Annotated in this window: 18 protein-coding genes and 1 pseudogene; 7 read left to right on the top strand and 12 right to left on the bottom strand. The window is 60.3% G+C overall.

What is annotated here, in order from left to right; genetic code table 11:
* Positions 1–26: 26 nt before the first annotated feature.
* Positions 27–1106, top strand: coding sequence for a redox-regulated ATPase YchF (gene ychF, locus QKE19_RS02900; RefSeq protein WP_042389448.1), 1080 nt, complete (start codon positions 27–29; stop codon positions 1104–1106).
* 92 nt (positions 1107–1198) lie between these two features.
* Here ychF and QKE19_RS02895 read toward each other — a convergent pair whose 3' ends face one another.
* Positions 1199–1840, bottom strand: a complete 642-nt coding sequence (locus tag QKE19_RS02895) for a DUF998 domain-containing protein (RefSeq protein ID WP_070834065.1) — start codon at positions 1838–1840, stop codon at positions 1199–1201.
* 26 nt (positions 1841–1866) lie between these two features.
* Between QKE19_RS02895 and QKE19_RS02890 the strand changes: the two genes are divergently transcribed.
* Complete coding sequence (locus QKE19_RS02890) at positions 1867–2496, top strand: TetR/AcrR family transcriptional regulator (protein ID WP_083321929.1); 630 nt, start codon at positions 1867–1869, stop codon at positions 2494–2496.
* A gap of 26 nt (positions 2497–2522) precedes the next feature.
* Here QKE19_RS02890 and QKE19_RS02885 read toward each other — a convergent pair whose 3' ends face one another.
* Positions 2523–2735 carry a hypothetical protein gene (locus tag QKE19_RS02885; protein WP_347890338.1) on the bottom strand — a complete coding sequence of 71 codons (213 nt, stop codon included), beginning with the start codon at positions 2733–2735 and terminating at the stop codon, positions 2523–2525.
* A 508-nt stretch (positions 2736–3243) separates the two neighbouring features.
* Entirely contained in the window at positions 3244–3591 is a 348-nt protein-coding gene (locus tag QKE19_RS02880; RefSeq protein WP_347890337.1) for a VOC family protein, read from the bottom strand.
* A 206-nt stretch (positions 3592–3797) separates the two neighbouring features.
* Here QKE19_RS02880 and QKE19_RS02875 point away from each other — a divergent pair, with 206 nt between their 5' ends.
* Positions 3798–4772: an NAD-dependent epimerase/dehydratase family protein gene (locus QKE19_RS02875; RefSeq protein WP_347890336.1), complete on the top strand. Its 975-nt coding sequence runs from the start codon at positions 3798–3800 to the stop codon at positions 4770–4772.
* A gap of 265 nt (positions 4773–5037) precedes the next feature.
* Here QKE19_RS02875 and QKE19_RS02870 read toward each other — a convergent pair whose 3' ends face one another.
* Positions 5038–5388: a VOC family protein gene (locus QKE19_RS02870; protein ID WP_347890335.1), complete on the bottom strand. Its 351-nt coding sequence runs from the start codon at positions 5386–5388 to the stop codon at positions 5038–5040.
* 113 nt (positions 5389–5501) lie between these two features.
* Between QKE19_RS02870 and QKE19_RS02865 the strand changes: the two genes are divergently transcribed.
* The 4 genes from QKE19_RS02865 (at position 5502) to QKE19_RS02850 (ending at position 11801) form a co-directional block, all read left to right on the top strand.
* Positions 5502–6227, top strand: coding sequence for a TIGR02391 family protein (locus QKE19_RS02865; protein WP_347890334.1), 726 nt, complete (start codon positions 5502–5504; stop codon positions 6225–6227).
* 498 nt (positions 6228–6725) lie between these two features.
* The gene (locus tag QKE19_RS02860) at positions 6726–11081 is read left to right on the top strand and encodes an ATP-binding protein (protein WP_347890333.1); all 4356 of its coding nucleotides are present in this window, start codon (positions 6726–6728) and stop codon (positions 11079–11081) included.
* Positions 11082–11224: 143 nt separating this feature from the next.
* Positions 11225–11506, top strand: a complete 282-nt coding sequence (locus QKE19_RS02855) for a type II toxin-antitoxin system RelE/ParE family toxin (RefSeq protein WP_049189367.1) — start codon at positions 11225–11227, stop codon at positions 11504–11506.
* A 34-nt stretch (positions 11507–11540) separates the two neighbouring features.
* Positions 11541–11801 (top strand): HigA family addiction module antitoxin, encoded by a 261-nt coding sequence (locus QKE19_RS02850; RefSeq protein ID WP_049189394.1) that lies wholly within the window; start codon positions 11541–11543, stop codon positions 11799–11801.
* Positions 11802–11855: 54 nt separating this feature from the next.
* Here QKE19_RS02850 and arfB read toward each other — a convergent pair whose 3' ends face one another.
* The 8 genes and pseudogenes from arfB to QKE19_RS02810 form a co-directional block, all read right to left on the bottom strand.
* Positions 11856–12299 (bottom strand): alternative ribosome rescue aminoacyl-tRNA hydrolase ArfB, encoded by a 444-nt coding sequence (arfB, locus tag QKE19_RS02845; protein WP_010187974.1) that lies wholly within the window; start codon positions 12297–12299, stop codon positions 11856–11858.
* Positions 12300–12330: 31 nt separating this feature from the next.
* Entirely contained in the window at positions 12331–12921 is a 591-nt protein-coding gene (locus QKE19_RS02840) for a putative glycolipid-binding domain-containing protein (protein WP_180950653.1), read from the bottom strand.
* Positions 12922–13078: 157 nt separating this feature from the next.
* On the bottom strand, positions 13079–13243 hold the full coding sequence (locus QKE19_RS02835; RefSeq protein ID WP_160310014.1) for a hypothetical protein: 165 nt from the start codon (positions 13241–13243) through the stop codon (positions 13079–13081).
* A 205-nt stretch (positions 13244–13448) separates the two neighbouring features.
* On the bottom strand, positions 13449–15341 hold the full coding sequence (locus QKE19_RS02830) for a cation-translocating P-type ATPase (RefSeq protein WP_049189368.1): 1893 nt from the start codon (positions 15339–15341) through the stop codon (positions 13449–13451).
* Positions 15338–15697: a metalloregulator ArsR/SmtB family transcription factor gene (locus QKE19_RS02825; RefSeq protein ID WP_347890332.1), complete on the bottom strand. Its 360-nt coding sequence runs from the start codon at positions 15695–15697 to the stop codon at positions 15338–15340. Before QKE19_RS02825 ends, QKE19_RS02830 begins: the two co-directional genes overlap by 4 nt.
* Before the next feature lie 82 nt (positions 15698–15779).
* Positions 15780–16846, bottom strand: a pseudogene (locus tag QKE19_RS02820) (LLM class flavin-dependent oxidoreductase).
* Between the two features lie 359 nt (positions 16847–17205).
* A complete protein-coding gene (locus QKE19_RS02815; RefSeq protein ID WP_347890331.1) occupies positions 17206–17748 on the bottom strand; it encodes a DUF488 domain-containing protein in 543 nt (180 codons plus the stop codon).
* A gap of 192 nt (positions 17749–17940) precedes the next feature.
* Positions 17941–19650, bottom strand: a complete 1710-nt coding sequence (locus tag QKE19_RS02810) for a SulP family inorganic anion transporter (RefSeq protein ID WP_347890330.1) — start codon at positions 19648–19650, stop codon at positions 17941–17943.
* Positions 19651–19880 lie beyond the last annotated feature (230 nt).

Here is a 19880-nt window from a genome sequence, read left to right as displayed (position 1 = left end):
TCTCCCCGAGCCGTAAGATGAGCAATGTGAGTCTTACACTTGGAATCGTCGGTCTGCCCAATGTCGGAAAGTCAACCCTGTTTAACGCCTTGACACGCAACGATGTGCTGGCTGCGAATTATCCGTTCGCCACCATCGAGCCGAACGTCGGCGTTGTGGAGCTTCCCGATCCCCGTTTGAATAAGCTCGCCGAAATTTACGGCTCCGAGCGTATTCTTCCGGCTACGGTGTCGTTTGTGGACATCGCCGGCATCGTCAAGGGTGCATCGGAGGGCGAAGGTCTTGGTAACAAGTTCCTCGCCAACATCCGCGAGGCTGACGCTATCTGTCAGGTCGTCCGTGTCTTCAATGATGATGACGTTGTGCATGTCGACGGCAAGGTTGACCCGGCCTCTGACATCGGTGTGATTGAAACCGAGCTCATCCTGGCTGATATCCAGACTATTGAGAAGGCGCTGCCGCGTCTGGAAAAGGAAGCCAAGAAGGATAAGGAAAAGGTCGGTGAGGTTGAAGCCGTCAAGCAGGCTCTCGCTGTGCTGGAAGAGGGACGCACTCTCTTCGCTGCTTCCGATGATGTGAAGCTCTCCGCTCTGCGCGAGCTGCACTTGCTCACCGCAAAGCCGTTCCTCTACGTCTTCAACGCTGACGAGGAAGTGCTTGCCGACGAGAACCGCCGCGCGGATCTGGCCGCTGCTGTGGAACCGGCGGACTGTGTGTTCCTCGACGCCAAGGCTGAGTCGGACCTTCTGGAGCTGGATGAGGAATCCCGCAATGAGCTCCTGGCTGAAATTGGCCAGACCGAGCCGGGTCTGCATTCGCTTGCTCGCGCTGGTTTCCGCACTCTTGGTCTGCAGACTTACCTGACCGCTGGCCCGAAGGAGTCTCGCGCCTGGACCATTCCGAAGGGTGCTACGGCCCCGCAGGCTGCCGGCGTGATTCACACTGATTTCGAGCGTGGCTTCATTAAGGCTGAAATTGTGTCCTTCAATGACTTGGTTGAGGCCGGCTCAATCGCTGAAGCGAAGGCCAAGGGCAAGGTCCGCCAGGAGGGCAAGGACTACATCATGCACGACGGTGACGTGGTGGAGTTTAAGTTTAACGTTTAGCCGAAAGCTCATGTCCGGTTCTCAGCGGAGGGCCCACACATCGAGACAGCAGTGCTGTCGCATGGCCGTCGCAGAGAGGCCCGCTCCCGCACCTAAGCGGACGGCTTGTGAGCCCTCATGAGCGCAACGCCGGTCAGCGCGGTCCAGAGCGTCAGCGAGTCGAAGGAGAGCCGCTCGGCACCGCCGAGCCCGATCCAAGGCATCTCGTACCCATCCAGTGCTGCGACGAACATGATGAAGCTTGCGACGGAGAGGATCACGACCGCGGCCGTGACCTTCCGGAAACTGCCCGGCCCGGCGGCGACGGCGATGAGCGCCATGGCGATCCACTGCGCGGCGGCTTGAAGCAGGGCGAAGCCGTCGTGGGCTGCGGGCGACACGTCCCAGGGGAGAAGGCCGACGCCGATGACCGAGGCTCCGGCGATCGCCATCAGGATGGTTCCGGCCTGGCCGGCGAGCCGAGCCCAGTATCCATGCAGGACAACCGCGCCGAGCAGGACCAGAGCCCCGGATGCGACCATGCCGATGTTGAAGACCGCGTGTTCCGGCGAGCACACCTGACGTATCTGCTGACCGAGTTCGGAGTACTCCCCGCAGGTGGTCACACCGAGATCGCTGATTGTGTTGCGAGAGAGCGAGTAGCGATCTGGCCAGCCCAGCGCCACGAACAACTGAATCGGAATCACCAGTGCGCTGAGCGCCCAGGCCATCGCGCCGACGCGGTACCGCTTCATACGAGCCTCCTCTAAAATACGATCGTATGGTAGATGCTAGCAGCGATCGTCGACGTGTTCGACGTGCACAGGCAGTCGGCGCCCAGCTCGTGGTGGATGCGGCGGTGCGCGTCCTCGTGCGGGATGGCTTGGATGGGTTGTCGGTGCGCAAGGTGGCGTCGGAGGCCGGGCTCTCCATCGGTGCGGTTCAGCATCATTACGCGACGAAGAATGCACTGCTCGTCGCGGCGTCTGAGCGCGTGACGGAACAGTTCACGGCACGCGCTGATGCCCTCACCCACCGAGCTCTCGTCGAGGGCGGAACGTTCGCGGCATTCGTCGCCTTCTGCGAGCTCTTGGCGAACGCGTCGCCGCCACCGGAGGGGACCGGGGACGATACGACGGCGTCCACCGTGTGGCTCTGGTACGCGGCGAAGGCGACGCGGCCCGGGCCCGTGGCCGATGCCTTCGCCGTGGCGTGGTCCCGAACGGAGGAGTATCTCGCGGATGTCATCGCTGAGCTGTACCCCACGCTCAATCCGGTAGACGAGGCGTCTCATCTCCTCGCTGTTCTCGACGGCATCGCCGTCGCGCGAGCCGCGGAACCTCAGCGGATGCCGCTCGCGCGGGCACGGATGCTGGTGCGGCGGCATCTGGACTGCTTGTCGCGGCGATGATGCACGGGGTTGTTAGCAGGCCAAGCTCAGCGCTCCTGTGCTCGGTTCAGCGTTGCTGATGGCAAGCACTGCTGCGCGGCGGCGCGGTGCTGCTGTCTCGGTAAAGCCGTAACACGGCCTGTGTCGGTGTAGAGGAAGACGGCGTGAGGCTCGGGCGTGCCGTCGAGGAAGATCGTCATGTCCTCCGGGAGCCCGCGCGGGGCACAGCCTGCCTCCGGGAGGGTCCTTGGGGAAGCCAATGACGGCAAGCTTGGGCGTGCTCCATGCGGAGATGCGCTCGCCGGCCTACTTGATGCCTTCCAGCGCTTCCCAAGAAGCCTGTCCTCCCTCTGCGTATCCTGTACGTGTCGTCGGCGACGACCCAGCTCGGACGGGGGCTTGAGACCGGCCCGCCCGAGGACGTTCTTGAGCCGGGGCGCTCACGTTCCCGCGCGTGGTCAGACCCCGGTCGTCCTGGGCATGCTTGCCCTCCCATGTCTCGCGATCCTCGAGGAGCGCAAAAGACGGCCGTAGTGCCGAGGCAGTCGAAGGCCTCGACATCGGCCTCGGTGGTGAAGCCATCGGTGGCCACCGAATTAGGGCGACCTCGGTGGCCACCCCGGGCAGGAGCGTGCGGACGAGGCTGGTGATCAGCGCTGTGTGGCAGGGGATCTGGGGCGCTGATTTAAAGTCCATCCGCAGGTTGCCGCGATCACTGCGTTGCGCGTCGCGTGACTACGATTAGTCGCCTTCGTACGACGACGATGCTCAGTGAGAATGCATGCCGACATTGATGACGTTGCCTGATCCGTCGCGGTAGAAGAAGCGCGTTACGCCCCACTCTTCGGTCGTGAGAGGGTGCACGATCTCGCAACCTGCCTCGACAGCTTGACCGTAGGCGGCTTCGACATCGTTGACGAAGACTGAGACATCGGGATTCTCGCGGGCTGTGGCATCTTTCGCGAGGAGATTCAGCTGACAGCCTCTGGAATCGGCGAGTGTGACGATCCAGCCGTGATCCATGACCACCTCGAGACCGAGGACCGCAGCGTGTTCGTCGACGCTTCTGCGGAGGTCTGCCACCGTGAGGTTGGGGACGATGCGTTCGATATCCATTCCTTCATGCTTCCCGCTGGAGGAGTGCCAGTCAAGAGGTTATTCGGCTACGGAACGTGGTCGAGTTCAAATTCAACGTGTAGCTGGGCCGAATAAAAGGCCCTGGCAGATAGTGGGGTAGCCCTGTTCTGACATTTTAATCTAGCTTGGATGCGCTGGGATTAAGTCTGGTCACGTGTGAGAAAGTTTCGTGTACAACTAGGGTCATGAACTTTTTATTGCTCGGTGGTACCGGTTTCCTTGGAGGACACATTGCGGCTGCAGCAGTCGAGCGAGGACATCAAGTTACTTGCCTTGCACGGGGTAACGGGAAGGTTCCCAACGGAGCTGAGTTTGTGAGTTCGGACCGTGACCGTGACGGTGCGTATGATGAGGTTGCGGGGAAAACTTGGGACACCATTGTGGATCTGACGAGTCAGCCGATGCATGCGCGGGATGCGGCGGCGAAACTCCAGGCCAAGCATCGTATATTTGTGTCTTCGAGCAGCGTATATGAGGATCAGGGAAGTATTTCTTCCGAGTCTGATTCCGTAGTCGCTCCGCTTGAAATTGACTACATGGAGAACATGGGGCAGTACCCAGCCGCAAAGTCTGCTTGCGAAACGATTTATCGCAGCACAAATCGGTCGGTAATGGTAGTTCGACCCGGTCTGATTGCCGGCTACGGCGACGAAACAGGGCGCAGTGGTTACTATCCGTGGCGCTTCGCGCATCCCACGGGTGAGAACGTGATCGTTCCAGACCCGGCGTTTCCCGTCGCTATGATTGATGTGAAAGACCTTGCAGGCTGGATAGTTGAGTCTGCAGAAGTTGGGACTTTCGGAACCTTTAATGCTACGGGGTTTGCTACCTCCTTGTCCGATGTGTTCAAGATTTCGCGTGAGTTAACCGCATCGGAGGCTACTGAGCGACCTTGCTCTGATGAACTGCTTCTCGCTAATGATGTAACCCCGTGGATGGGCCCAAAATCGTTGCCGTTGTGGGTACCAGGTGAACAGTTTCGCAACATCGCGCTACTCGATTGCACCGCAGCCTACGAAGCGGGCCTGCAGATTCGCCCGTTGAAAGAGACATTGGCGGATGCGCTGCGATTCGAAGAAGAACAGCAGGGTGAAAGACTCGCTGGGCTCAGCGATGAAGAGGAAGTCGTGCTTCGCCAGCGGTTAGAAGGTGGCATTTAGTTTCGGCAGGAACAGTTTTAGTTGCAGTCGGGACCGTGCTGAGTTGATTTTCGTTTCGCGACTGACTGGGAGAATGAGCCAGAATCTGGCTTGAGGGCAACTTCGGCGGTGCCAGCTCTTCGTGACGGGGAGCGATCTGGCCTTCGGAGGTCGCCCTTCCGAGCAGAAAACGCCGTGTGGCACACTTTTTAGCTTCTTGAATCGCTTGCAACTGAGTGAGGTAGCCTTCTTTCGCCACTTCGTTGAATTTAAGTTCAATGTGTAGCTAGGCCTCGGGGCCGCCCACGCAGAACTCGTTGCCCTCTGGGTCCTGCATGACAGTCCACACCAATCCCGGTGCTTCGTGGGTGTCTAGTGTGGTAGCGCCCAAGCCTTTGAGACGCTCCACTAAGGTTTCGCGTTTCGCCCCGCCAACGTCGATGTGCATGCGGTTTTTGCCGCGCGTCGGTTCCTCAACGCGCTGAAATCCCAGCGCCGGGGTGGAATCAACCATCACGAAATCGCCGTAATCCGCGGCGATTTCGCAACCGGTTGCGGCCGACCAGAACTCGGCGAGCTTTGAGGGATCGTGGCAGTCGAAGGTGATTTGGCGAATCGTGAAGTTGGGATCGCTCATGGTTTCCATTGTGGGCGCGCGTCAGCGCGCCTGCAACAACGCGGGGTGTTTCTGGTTGGGGTATCAGAACAGTTCTCTCCGGCTATGTCAGCTCCATACGTCATAATGGAGGCATGGCCGAGCTGGACCCCGAGTGGGCGATTAATGAGATAGACGCGTTCCTGCAAGTCACAGCGAAGGTAGTCCCCGACATGGGCCCGGGCATCGCCTACCTTGGAACCGTTATGAGCGGATCGCCGACTGAGGCTGCGGCACGCGCCCATGTCGTTGAAATGATCCTTGACCGAGTGCTTCCCGCGTGGAGACAAGGACTCCCGGTCCAAGACAAGGAGTATAGCTGGCTGAGGGGTCAAGCGGCCCGGGCCAAAACAGCGCTTGAACGTAGGTCTGAACTCGCTGAAAAGCTCGGAGAGAACACGCCAGACTTAGACGCAGCCAATCTGCATCCGTGGGCGTGGGAAAATGGCAAGGGTTACTGGAATCACGGGCACTACCATCAAGCCGTGATGCAGGCTGCCATCCGCGTCAATGCAGAGACCCAAGCGAAACTGAATCGCCTAGACATATCTGAAACAGCACTTTTCAACGAAGCGTTTTCACTCCACGATCCGAAGCGTAATGTGCCGCGCCTTCGGCTTATGGAAAATGATGGCAGTAAGACGTTTGAGAACCTGCATCGGGGCGCCCGCGCCTTTGCAGAGGGCTTGTACGCGGCTATTCGCAATCCCGGGATGCATGTTCCACACGACGGTGGTGAGGAGCAAGTCGCGTTGGAGCAGCTCGCGGCTTTCAGTCTATTGGCTCGCTGGGTTGATAAGGCTACCGTCCTGGAGGGGTGACAACATCGGTTTACGGAATAGCAGTCCGCTTGAGCGAAGGATATGGGGAGCACGAACGCCTGTGATGGAGGTGCCGGGTGCTCAGTCGGCAAGGCCGTCTAGGACCATCGCCGTGGCTGTGTGCAAGGTTCATGCCAGCGAGTGGGGTGGGGTCCAGAAATGATCCTCGCACACGTTAAATAGCGACGACACTCCGTTGAATTCAAGTTCAACGTGTAGTTCCTGGACAGGGTTACTTTTAGTTGTAATCGCATTTTGGCCCGTAGTCGTTTGAGTGTACTTAAATAGACGCAAGTGCCTCACACTCGGTGCCCACACTCGGCCGAGCCTGCACTAGTCTGCTATGAGTGTCGCCATACGGCATCCCACGTTGAAAGTAATCTCGGAGGTCTGATGTCGCCTAGACCTGGTGGAGAAACAGACAAGCTTGGAAATAGGTACGAGCTCGCATGGGCTATCCGCCATGCCTTATATTGCATCGTCGACGATAGACGGGCGTTGACTGCGGAAGACATCGACGCCGAGCTAAATCGAGGTTCCGAGTTCACTTACGACGACGGTCTCGTTACCGAAGTGCACCAGTTAAAACGACAGAACGGCACTAGTAACAGTTGGACAGTCAAGGCTCTCGCCGATCAAAAGATCTTCGAGGCGGCTGCGGAGCATGTGGCGGCGGGCCGAAGTTACCATTTTGTCTCCCTGGTGCCGTGCCGGCCCTTACAAGAATTGTCCGATCGTGCTCGCAAGTCAGATGATCTAACGAGATTCACCGACTGCTGGCTTTCTAAAGAGCTAACACCGGTCTTTAACCAATTGGCGGCGGCCGAAATCCTGGGCAATCCCCAAGTGGCCTGGAACACACTTCGCGGAATGCGGTTCTTAGTTCAAGATGAACTCGACATCGTCCGCACGAACAGTATGCTTGCTGTGTGCAGTCTGAGGGGAGCTAGCGGCGACCTCATATCTCTTGCTATAGGGGATATCCTTCTCGACAACCTCGGTAAGCGGTTGACTCGAACTGAACTTTTTGCTCTTCTCGCTCAAAGGGGCATCAAGCCACTGGAACCTGGGTCGCATCTGACGTCGCACCAGCAGGTGTTTAAGATCACGAAAAGCTGGCGTCAGTCCGTTGAACGTGAACTCTTGCAACCACCGATTAAGCGTGCAGAGGTCGCCCACCTAGTGGAGGCGCTTGATAAATATCGGATCGGGCTCGTCGCAGGTACGGCGGGAGGTGGGAAGAGTTCCGTTCTCGAACAAACTGCTGCCGCTCTTGAATCGGCTGGTGCCGAGGTGCTGGCGCTACGATTGGACCGATGTGGTCCGTTCGCGTCGACTGTCGAGTTGGGGCATCAGTTCGGGTTCGAAGTCTCTCCCGCAGCCGCTTTGGCGAGGGCGGCTGATGATCGCGACGCCTTCCTGATTATCGACCAACTCGACGCGGTGAGTCTTGCCTCCGGACGTATGCCGGAGAGTTTCGATGTCGTTATGGATCTCATCGACGAAGCACTGTCAGTGTGCGGAATCCGTGTTGTTATGGCATGTCGCCAGTTCGACATCGATAATGATCACCGTATCCGCGCATTTGCGTCTCGTACCGACGTAACAACGGTGGAAGTCGACCGATTGTCGAAGGGGGAAGTCGAAGCGGCAGTGACAAGAATGGGACTCGACCCAGCGCGGTTAAATCCATCACAACTAGCCCTTCTGCAGACGCCGCTGCACCTTGTACTCCTGCAAACGATTTCGACTCAGGCTGACGCGCTGGCCTTCCATTCGCGCGGATCGCTCTTTGAAGCGTTTTGGGAGCGCAAGCGACAAGCAGTGCGTTCGCGGCGAGTGAATGTCAGATTCAACGACGTGGTCAGTCGGATCGCCAACGCTGCAAGCGATCTGCAAGCGCTGTCTGTCCCAATCGAGATTCTGGACGATGAGGACCTTATTGAAGACGCCAACGTCCTCGTTTCAGAACACTTGCTTGCGCAAGACGGCGGTCGCATCGCGTTCTTCCATGAAACGTTTTTCGACTACGCCTTCGCACGTCTGTGGGTGTCACGCGGGGAGTCACTCGTTGAATTCCTTCTCCGTGACGAGCAGGCACTTTTTCGACGTGCCCAGGTTCGCCAGGTCCTGCAACATCTTTACGAGCGAGCGCCGGATCGTTTCCATACCGAGGTCGAATCAGTACTTACCGCTAACGACATCCGATTTCACATAAAGGAGACAGTCCTTGCCGTCGTAGCTAATCTTCTTGCGCCGACGACTGCCGATGCCGAAGTGATGGTCCGGATCGCCGCGGGACATCCGGGCTTTGAAGACCGGCTCTGGCAGCAGTTGAGTAGACCACAGTGGTTCAGGCGATTCCTTGAGGATGGTCAGATTGCTGCTTGGCTCGATGGCCCGAACGAGGGTATGCGGAATCACGCGTTGAATATGATGGCTAGTGCGGTCAAAGAGCATCCGGTATCGATCGCAAAGCTGTTAGGGGACCGCAAGGCCCAGCCGGAATATCACCGCTGGTTGCGTTGGGTCAGCCGTTTTTCGGATGTCTTTCAGAACCGAGATTTGTTCGATTTGGTGCTCGAAGGAGTTCGCGAAGGCGCCTACGATGGGGCACAGCATGAACTTTGGCTAACGATGCACAACCTGCCTAAGCACGAACCACTTTGGGCGATCGAGTTGTTGCAGGCTCGGCTGATCGATCACGGGGATGCCCTGACGCTTAACGAGGAAGGCAAGGTGACTGTGCTCGGCATGCGAGAGTACAGCGCCGCCGAACTCGTTAGGTATACCGCACATGCTGAACCGTTGGCATTCGTGCTGGTCACGGTGCCTTATCTCCGACGAGTCATGGCGAGGACCGCGATCGAGCCTGGCGTCGACGGCCTGATTCGCGATCTGCACTTCAGCTTTCGCATCAAGGACGATGACCTCGGCAGCTACCGGCTTGATGGCATCCTGCTGGCGGCGTCGGTCCGAGCGCTGGAGTGTGTGGCAAAGAGCGCCCCTGAGGAGATCCGGTTCCTTCTCGAGGAACTGGCTTTCGATCCCTACGACGGATCGCAATTCTTGCTCTACCGAGCATTGTCAGCGGGCGCAGAGCATTTTGCCGGGTGGGCGGCGAGTCTCTTGCTCGAAGGCGGACGTCGTCTCCGTTGCGGCTATATCTCCGATTCCCTATGGGTTGCACGGGAGCTTGTCCTGGCGATTGCACCACACGTGTCCGACGAAATTCACCAGCGGCTCGAGAAGTTGTTTCGAGATTTGCCCTGCGAGTGGGGGAGTAACTGCGGCTCGGGACGCTCGGCTTTCACGTTTCTATCCGCCCTGGAAGAAGCGCGGCTTACTACGGTCGGTCAACGACTCCTCGGGGAATATCGACGGAAGTTTGGGGAGGACGCCCCCGCAGAGCCGCAGGGAATTACCGGTGGTTCCATCGGTTCGCCGATCGGCCTTGGTGCCGCAAAGAAAATGAGCGATTCACAGTGGCTGAGGGCTATGTCAAAGTATGACACTGACAAGACGAATTGGGCGACCTTGACCGGCGGAGCCCATGAATTGTCCAGCGTGCTGGGCAATCAAGTAGCCGCAAACCCCGAGCGCTTCGCTAGGCTGGCGCTGCGGCTGTCCCCAGAGTTCAATGCGGCTTACTCCGGTGCGATGCTTAGGGGTTTTGGCGAGGCCGATGCGAGCGATAGCACCGCGCCGCTGATCTTCGACGCTGTCCGTCACATTGCTTCGCTGGGACAGGCAGAAAATGATCGGTGGCTTGGGATGGCGCTACAAAAATACTACCGCGAAGTGCCGCTTGACCTGGTCGAACTGATTAGAGACAGCGCTGTGCACGCGCTGGATCCGGCCGATTGTTCTCCTGTGATCGTTCGGGATGGAACGGACGCACCAAGTGCCGTGGATATGCAATTGAACGGCATCAACACGGCACGAGGGAGTTTGGCCGAAGCTCTCGGCGATCTTTTGGTCACCGACAGTGACGGCAAGAGAACTGCACTGGTCGCGCCATATCTCAACGCGATGGCCGGCGATCCGGTACTCAGTGTCCGTTCGTGCGTTGCCTACACCCTCGCCGCCGCGCTACGGCATGCTCGCCCAGAGGTCATGAGGGCGTTCTCAACCCTGATCAATACTGACGATCGTCTCCTCGCCGCCGGATCTGTTCAGCATTTGATGGTCTACATCGGCAACGTGAATCCCGAGGTTATAGATCCGGTAATTCAGCGCATGTTGGCATCGGATGATGCCGAAGCTCGTGAGGCTGGTGGCGCCGTCGCGGCGTTCGCGGCGATGGAATGGGACCGCCCCGATCTTATGAAACAAGCGCTGTCGGGAGACTTTCACGCCCGAAAGGGCATCGCTGAAACCTGTGTTCAGTGTGTCGATCGCACTTCGAATGTCGAACTGGCCACGGCGACCCTAACCCGGCTTATGAACGACGAGGCGGATGGGGTGCGTAAGGAAGCGGCTACTGTGGCGCTTCACCTCCGCGAGCAACCGCTCCAGCCATTCGTTAAACTACTCGCGGCTTTGATCGACTCGCCGGCTTACGAACACGCCACGCCCCAGTTGCTGGTCACGCTACAGTACGCGCCGGATAAGGTCGATGAACTGGTCTTGAGAGCTGCAAAACGGTTCGTCGATGTCTTCGGGCACGATACCGCGGACATGCGCACCGGCGCAGCGGGAGATGCGCATTACATCAGTGAACTGGTGGTGCGTGGGCTAGCGCAGTGCCGGGATCGTACCCACCGAGCGGAGTTGCTCGACGTTTTGGACTCTCTCTTAGAGCTTGGCGCGTACGGCATCAGTGAGGCCATAACGGATTCAGAGCGGTTATAACCGATAGCGCTCGAAAGGGCCGCGGGTTTCATTGGAGCCAATGTCTCCTGGCGGGAGAGGTTGATCCGATTCGTAACGTGGTGGAGTTCAAATTTAACGTGTAGCGTTATTGACGCTTCGCGTTATGGGGGATAGGGTGAAGCATGATCCAGTCGTTCGCTGACAAGGACACTGAGCGTTTGTGGAATCGAGAGCGAGTTCGCTCGATCGATTCCCGCATTCACTCAGTAGCGCTGCGCAAGCTTCGCCAGCTTGGGTACACGCAGACTCTTGATGAGTTACGGATTCCCCCGGGAAACCGGCTCGAGGCGTTGAAAGGTGATCGGCGGGGTCAGTTCAGCATTCGAATCAACGACCAGTGGCGGATCTGTTTTCGTTGGTCCGCCGCGGGGCCAGAGGAGGTTGAGATCGTTGACTACCACTGACAAGCTCCCTCCGGTTCACCCCGGTGAGATCCTCATGGAGGACTTTCTCAAGGAAATGGGGATCACCCAGCACAAGCTCGCAGTCTCCATCGGCGTTCCGCCCCGCCGGATCAACGAAATTGTTCACGGTAAGCGGGCTGTAACCGCGGACACTGCTCTTCGCTTGGCTAAGTTCTTCGGAATGAGCCCCCAGTTCTGGCTCGGGTTACAGACTCAATATGACTTGGACGTTGCGGAAGACAAGATCCTCTCGGAAATCGAGCGGATTCAACCGGTCCAAGCTGTCTCAGCGTAGCGGTTACCCGAACCAGGTCCGTCAGCGTGAGGATATGCATGCGGATGGTTCGAACTAGGGAATTTGGGGCCGCCGTCGCGTGGACTTGAGTTCCGAGCGCCGCTTTTTCGCTTCGAGACGGCGTCGCACCGAGCTCCGCGTCGGCTTGGTCCTGCGCCGCGGGGGAGGAGGCGGAGCGAGCGCCTCGCGCAAGAGGGCGGCCATGCGTTCGCGTGCCTCGGCGCGGTTGCGTACCTGCAATCGCTGGGTCGATGCGGTAACGGTAAGGACGGTGCCGTCTAGGCGGTGCTCGTGGTTGTGGAGGACGCGGCGACGCTGGGCGTCGGAAAGCGATGAGCACGTAGCGATATCGACGGAAAGCTGCACTTTGCTGTCCGTAGTATTGACGCCTTGGCCGCCTGGTCCCGACGACTTCGCGAACCGCTCCGTCAGGTCGGCGGCGACGATGACCAGACCCCCGGGGATCCCTGGGCCAGGCGCGATGGTCAGGTCGTTCATACCGCCCAGCTTAGTTAGAGTTGTTTCCGGATCAGACCCGCCGTGCGAGATCAGGGTAGTGTACGACCACGCCGTCACCGTCGACCTCCAACTCGACGTCGACTCCCCGTGTTCCGCTTTTGTATCGGACAGTTTCAGCATCGACGGAGCTGTAGTACTGGTCTGATGCGATCACCTGGAGGGACGGTATATCAATCCAAGCCATGATCAGCTGCGTTTTCGGGACCTGAGTCTCAAGCAGCGTCAAGCGACGAATAGGCATTGTGTTGGTGAGAGGGCACAGACCGAGATCGCAATCGAGTGCGGCTTTCAGGTCGGCTGACTGGACGATACCGGGGGAGGGCAGATCTTCAGGCTGGGCGCCCTCTTCATTGGTTTCCGCCGACCACACGCCTTGCTCGGACCTAAACAGCTCGAGGCTTCGCCCCCATCCGTCGCCTTCAACGTTCACCGACACACGTTCGGTCACCCAGTTCTCCGCGGCGCGCAGCTCCCACGTGGCCTTGTATCCATCGCCGTATTGCACTCCGGAAGCGGTCAAACCGGCTCCTAAAAAATGAACTGCGGCCTCGTTCCGGATGAGGGGAGTCTTGACATGCTCCCACTTATACGTGCGCTCCATGGTGAGGATTTTACCACGCTTGATGGTGCGAAAAGGCAGGTAGCTTTCGACTGAAACTCGGTCGAGTTCAAATTCAACGTTTAACGCGGGCAGCCGCCGCCGGATTCTCGGTGGCGATTCCGGCCCGAACCTCGGGGACATTCTCGCGCTTCCTCATCTACGTGAGCTCCGCGATTCCGGCCAGCTCACCGCTGCCCCCATCTTCGATAGTTTGAGCGAGCTCGACCACGACCATCTGATCTGGTGCACTGGTTTCCGTCCGGCCCTCGGCCCATTCCGCCACCTCATGCGCGACCGCGAAACCGCGGTGAAGAATCTCCATCTAGTTGGTTACGGCAACTGGACCGGCGACGGTTCGGCAACCCTGATAGGTGTCGGGTCCTTTTGCTAAATACGCTGCCTAGGTAGTCGCGGGTCGTGTCGATGAAGCGCGGCATCAAAAGTTTTGAGACGACGCTTGGTCCCTGAGCAGCTCGATCCTTCAAAGATCCGCGCTGGAGAGCCAGCGCGCTGGGCGAAGGTGCGCCTCAGCGCTTCGCTCGCGCAGCCCGCAGGCCGTTCAAGATCACGATAACTTCAGCGACCTCGTGAACCAATACGACGGCGGCCAGACCCAGCACGCCGCTGATCGCCAGCGGCATCAACACGATGATGATGGCCAGAGACAGCACGATGTTCTGGTTAATAATCCTGCTGCCTCGACGGGCGTGCTGCAGCGCCTGCGGGATCAACCGGAGGTCGTGGCCGGTGAAGGCGACGTCAGCGGACTCGATTGCGGCATCAGAGCCGGTCGCTCCCATTGCTATGCCCACCGTCGCGCCCGCCAGCGCAGGAGCGTCGTTGATGCCGTCGCCAATCATCGCCGTCGGCGTCTTGGAGGAGAGCTCGGCGACGATGCTTGCCTTGTCCTCCGGGCGCAGCTCAGCGCGCACATCGTCGATTCGGGCGATTTCAGCCAGAGCCCGGGCGGTGCGAGCGTTATCGCCGGTGAGCATGCTCACTTCCACGCCGTTGGCGTGCAGGGTCTGCACAGCTTCGGGTACCTCGGGCCGCAGCTCGTCGCGGACCCCGATCGCCCCGGCGAGAGCGTCATCGACGGTGACAAGGACGCAGGTCTGGCCCTCGGACTCCATGCGCTCAACGTCTGCCTTCAGTGGCCCGGCGTCGATCCACCGGGGACTGCCCACAAGTACCCGTCGACCTTCGACGGTGCCGCCGATGCCATGCCCGGCTTCCTCGCTGATGTCCAAGGCAGCGGGCGCTTCGGGCCCCGCTGCCGCGATCGCAGCGGCGAGGGGGTGCGTCGATTGCTGCTCAACTGCCGCCGCGAAAGCAAGCACCTGAGCCCGATCGAATCCGTCTGCCGGGACCACGTCGGTAACCTCGGGCTGGTTGCGGGTAAGGGTTCCGGTCTTGTCCACCGCCAGGTGGCGGATGCCGCCGAGTCGCTCGAACGCCGCGCCGGATTTGATGACCACGCCGAACTGGCTGGCCGCGCCGATCGCGGCCACGACCGTCAGCGGCACCGAGATTGCCAGCGCACACGGCGATGCTGCGACCAGGACCACCAACGCGCGGGTGATCCACGTCTCGGGGTCGCCCAGCAGCGAGCCAATCACGCCGACCAGCACCGCCAGGATCATCACCCCGGGCACTAGGGGTTGGGCAATCCGGTCGGCGATCCGGGCGCGGTCGCCCTTTTCCGCCTGCGCCTGCTCGACCAGGTCCACGAGTGTGGTCAGCGAGTTGTCCGTTCCAGCTGCGGTCGTCTCGACCTCCAGCACGCCGGCGGAGTTGATTGCTCCCGCGGGCACCTCGTCGCCGGGCGCAACCTCCTCCGGAATGGATTCTCCGGTGATCGCTGAGGTGTCAAGGCTGGAGCGCCCAGACCGAATGATGCCGTCCGTGGCGATCCGCTCTCCGGGGCGCACGAGCATCAGCTCGCCAGCCACGAGATCCTTCGCTGCGACCTCGACCGTCGTACCGTCGCGCAGCACCGTCGCGGTCTGCGGTACCAATTTCAACAGTGCCCGCAGTCCGCCCTGGGCCCGGTCCATCGCCTTGTCTTCCAGTGCCTCGGCGATCGAGTACAGGAACGCTAGCGCCGCCGCCTCTCCGACGTAACCGAGGATTACCGCGCCGACCGCGCTGATCGTCATCAGCAAACCAATGCCGAGCTTGCGCTTCGTGGCAAGGTTCCGGATAGCGCCGGGCGTGAACGTATACGCCCCTAGCAGCAGGCCGATCCAGAACAGAACTGTCGCGGGTGTCTCTAGTCCGGACCAGTCCAGCGCCAGACCTATGCAGAGGGCTACGCCGGAGAAGATCGGCAGTAGCAACTCGGGGTCCTTCCACCATGGCCGATCGAGATCTTCGATCTCCGTGGCTGGTTCGTGTTCGCATCCACATGCTGAACTCATGCGTCCGCTCCTTTTCCGTCGCAGCCGGGCACCGAGCACTCAGGGTCGATGCACGGGGCGTTTTCGTCGACAGCCAACGTCGCGTTCACTAGTGCGTTGAGCGCTGTCGCGAGGTGCGGATCGGCGATTTCGTAGCGTGTCTTGCGGCCCTCCGGCTCGGCGACGACGATGCCGCAGTCACGCAAGCAGGTCAGGTGGTTCGAGACGTTCGAGCGGGTCAGGTCCAGGTCGCGCGAAAGCACGGCCGGGTAGCTCGGGCTGTCGAGTAGGGTGATCAGGATTCTGGAGCGCGTCGGATCCGCCATGGCCCGGCCGAGCCGGTTCATGACGTCGAGGCGTGAAGCAATAGTCAGCATATACTGAACTATACAGCAATTACTGAACTATTCAACACGCACTGAACTGACATTGAAGCGAAGAGCTTGCGAACTGCAGGAATTAGTCGATGAGATAGCCGGTAACTGGGCCTTCGTGATTCGGCTGCCAACCCAACGCGGGGGCGACATGCGTGGCGAAGTTGTCCAAGATCTTCACGTTGACGTCGACGCCATCCCGGTGGGGATGGTGATGAGCAGGGTGTCGGCGGACATGACGGCGGCGTCGGCTTTGAGCTGCTCAATGAGTTTGTCCGGCTCGGCGGCATAGGTGCGGCCGAAGGTGGAGGCGCCGACGTCGGGAAGCATGCCCACCTGATCGGAGCCGGAGGCCTGCATGCCGAACAACTGCATGTCCGCGCCGTCGACGATGGGGAAGATAGAGCGGGACACCGACACGCGCGGCGTCCAATCGTGGCCCGCCTTCTTCCACGCGGCGCGATAGCGGCTGATCTGATCCGCCTGGATTTCGCCCAGAGTCTCGGCGGTGGTCTCGGAGACCAGGGTGGAGGACATCAGGTTGAGCCCGTCCTTGGCGGTTTGCTCGGCAGAAGCGTGGGTGCCGGAGCCGTAGAAAATATGCTTACGCAGCTCGGGCGCCATGGGGAAGACCGGCAGGGCGGAGCCGGGTTGGAATATGTTGGGGTACTGCCGGTCCAGCGGTGCGGCGGTGGCGAATCCGTTGCCGTCCACTGCAGCCATGAACGCCTCGAGGTGGGCTCGCGCCACGTCCGCGCCGTTGGGCGCTTTACCCCAGTAGTCGAAGGCCTCCCAGCCGCGGTCAGCCACCTCGGGGGCGCCGCGCGAGATGCCCAGGGCCACGCGGCCACCGGAAATTTGGTACAGCGACGCGGCCTCTTCGGCGAGGTAGAGCGGGTTTTCATAGCGCATGTCGATGACACCGGTGCCCACCTCGATGTGTTTGGTAGTGGCCGCGACAGCACCCAGCAGCGGCATCGGGGCGGAGGCCTGCGGCGCGAAGTGGTGGACACGAAAGGACGCGTTGTTCACGCCGATTTCGTCCGCAGCCTGGGCGATCTCCAGATGAGTCTTGGCGATCTTTTCCGCAGATGGCCCGCGCTGGCCACCGAAGGCGTAATGCCCGAAGCTTAAGAACCCGAACGCTTTCATTGGATACCACTCCTTTTGATGGTGCTAACGAGAAAGTAACTTTGCAACGAGATACCGTGGACTTCAAGCTCGACGTCTAGGGCCGTGGCAAGTCGGTAGTACGTTTTTCGATTCGACGCTTTGGGGCACACTACCGGGGTTGCCGGTGCTCTTCTTAGATTGCGCGGTTCAGATTTCCTAACCTAAAGCTCGTTTGAGCGTGCTATCCGCTGGTGTGCCTCCGATGCCGCTGCTCATAAGGTGGTGGGCGCTCCATGAATACAAGGCGTAAGTCGCGCCTTAGGTCAGGCCGAGGAGGATGCCGTGGCTCACTGGGTCGTAGTCCGAGTTTCCGCACCCACTGGCCTCTGGTGTACGCGCTAGCCCCGCTCGGGGTAGCGCACGAGGATGTCGTTGCCGATGACTGCGCCGTCGTTGAGCGTTGCCTCGCTCACCTTCGCCCCGGCTGCACCCAGACCCATAATGTGGCCAACCTCGTCACCTTGGGCGATGAGGTGGTCGGCGATGATACGCCGGTGGCAGCGCCACCACACCGCCTCGGCGCACATGATTGCGGTGGGGGTTTCGGCGGCGTTCGCCCGTAGCTGCGAGATTGCGTCGGAGAACTCCTCGCCCAGCGCATGGTCGGCGTAATTGTGGAAGCTGCGGTTACGCCAGTTGCCGTTAACCTCAAACGGCACCGAGTGGGACACGTTGCGCCGCCCGGTGAGGCCCTCGCTTCTGCTGTAAGTGATGCCACATGTAGGAAGGTGTTCGGCAAGGTAGTCGCCGTTGAACCACGGGTACTTCCTGGATCCGGGCAGCTTGCGCACATCCACGATGGATGCCACACCGGCAGCTTTGATCATTTCAGCGAAGTCCTCGAACTCGAGGTTGGAGTGGCCCACGGTGAAAATGCGCATGTCGCCAATGCTACGCGCCAAGCGGTTACACCCACATCGGCTTCACGAATGAGAAGGTGACTTTGCAACGACACGTCGTGGAGTTTAAGTGCAACGTGTAAAGGTTTTTCAAGCATCGCGCGATGGGGACGTGGACCCACGATTGCGGGGTCGACTGCGACGGAGTGACCATTGTCTGGCTCAGCCAAGCTATTAACTCTGCGAAGCAGCGTGTTCGCCACCAAACTCTTCGTGCTGAATGCGTGAGGCATGCAGTCGGGCGTGGGCGATGGCGTCAGGGGTGTTGTCGAAGACGTGATTCTCGTGCGCAAGCTGGTCGAATACGCCGAGTTCGCGCAACACCGGAATATGTTCGGGTTTCGTGGCTGCGAGTAAGACCGTGGTGCCGCGGCGTTCGAGGCGCCCAATCGTGTCGGCGAGCATCTGGGCGCCGGTGGCGTCGATTGTCGTGACGTAGCGCATGCGGAGTACGACAACCTTGACCGACGAGGCATCAGCGAGCTCGAGGAGGAAATCGTGCGCTGCACCAAAGAAGAGGGGGCCTTCCATACGGAAGGCGGCGATGTGCTCGTCGAGGAGCTCGCGTTCCTTGTCGCGGTGGTCTCCCTCGTCTAGTGGGGCGGCTTCCAACACCGCAGTGCGGGCGGTCTCGCGCAGTGCGAAGAAGCCCGCCATTACAAGGCCGATGAGTACGGCGACGACAAGGTCGAACACGACGGTGGCGGCAGCTGTGATGAGCAGGGTCGCCCCGTCACCCTTGGTGGCGCGTATCACCGAGCGGAGGTTCCGCGGGTGGATCATCTGAATCGCAGTGGCGATGAGCACGCCGGCGAGTGCGGCGAGAGGAATCTCGCCCACCCACCGGGCCGCGACGAGCACGGCTATGAGCAGGAGTAGCGAATGGAACACCGCTGCCAGGCGTGTGCCTGCGCCTGCCCGCACATTGACGGCAGTTCGGGCGATCGCGGCGGTCGCGGGAATCCCGCCGAACAGGGGCGCGACGACGTTGGCCACGCCCTGCCCGAAGAGTTCGCGGTCGGGATCGTGCCGGTCGCCGACAGTCATTGCGTCGGCAACCGTCGCAGACAGCAACGATTCCAGCGCACCGAGAGCTGCGACGGCGACCGCTGCAAACAGCAAGGAATCCAGGTGCTCCCACGGAATCTCTGGCCAGCGCGGAGCAGGCAATGTCGACGGGATGTAGCCGATTGTCTTCAGGCCGCTGTCTGCCAGCATGTTGATGGCTGTCGCTGCAGCTACCAACACTAGCGCCGCGGGGAAGCCACTACGGACGCGCGCAGCAAGCACGATTCCAGCCGCTACTGCAAGGGTCATCACGGGCGCCTGCCATGCCGGAGCATCTAACCAAGCATTGATTGAGCCCCACGCCAACCCGAGGACTTTCTCGCCCTCCACGTCAACACCAAGTGCTGCAGGCAGCTGTTGTAAGCCGATGATTAACGCAATACCGGCGGTGAAACCTTCGACGACAGGTAGTGGCATGTACTTCATCGCGCGGCCAGCGCCGGTGAACGCCAGTACGAGCAGCATGAGCCCTGCCAGCACGCCGACGACGAGAACCCCATCGGCACCATGGTTGGCCACGATGGGGATTAACACGACGGTCATTGCGCCGGTCGGGCCGCTTACTTGGACGTTACTACCGCCGAAGATCGCGGCCAGGATACCCGCAACGATGGCCGTCGTAATTCCGGCCGCCGCGCCGACACCGGACGCAACGCCGAAGCCGAGCGCGAGAGGGAGTGCGACGAGGGCCACCATGAGGCCTGCCGAGAGGTCGCGCCCAATCGTCGCGCGGGACCAGTCCGAGCGGCGCGGTGCGAAACGCAGGGCACGAGATTGGAAGCCCACCGTAGAGGCGGCGGAGGAGGGGCGGGTCATGCTACTTTCTTGCTCCTTCAGGGCTCAATGACACTCAAAGGATACACAAGGTGTCATCCTCCGACGGCCGCATTCCCGGTTCTGGCCGAGGCCTCATGTCGACGGAATAAAACTTCCTGACCTGGCGGGAGTTCGCTGGAGCGTTGTCGCGGTGCTTGGAGTGACGCGTGTGAGCCGGTGTCCGAAGAGCAGACAGCCCGGGAGAATCGGTACCAGTGCCATACAGTGCG

This window comes from Corynebacterium sp. c8Ua_99, from assembly GCF_039907185.1.
Classification (GTDB): Bacteria; Actinomycetota; Actinomycetes; order Mycobacteriales; family Mycobacteriaceae; genus Corynebacterium; species Corynebacterium jeikeium_D.
Note: the sequence above shows the minus strand (reverse complement) of the source record. Positions and strands in the feature narration are given on the sequence as shown.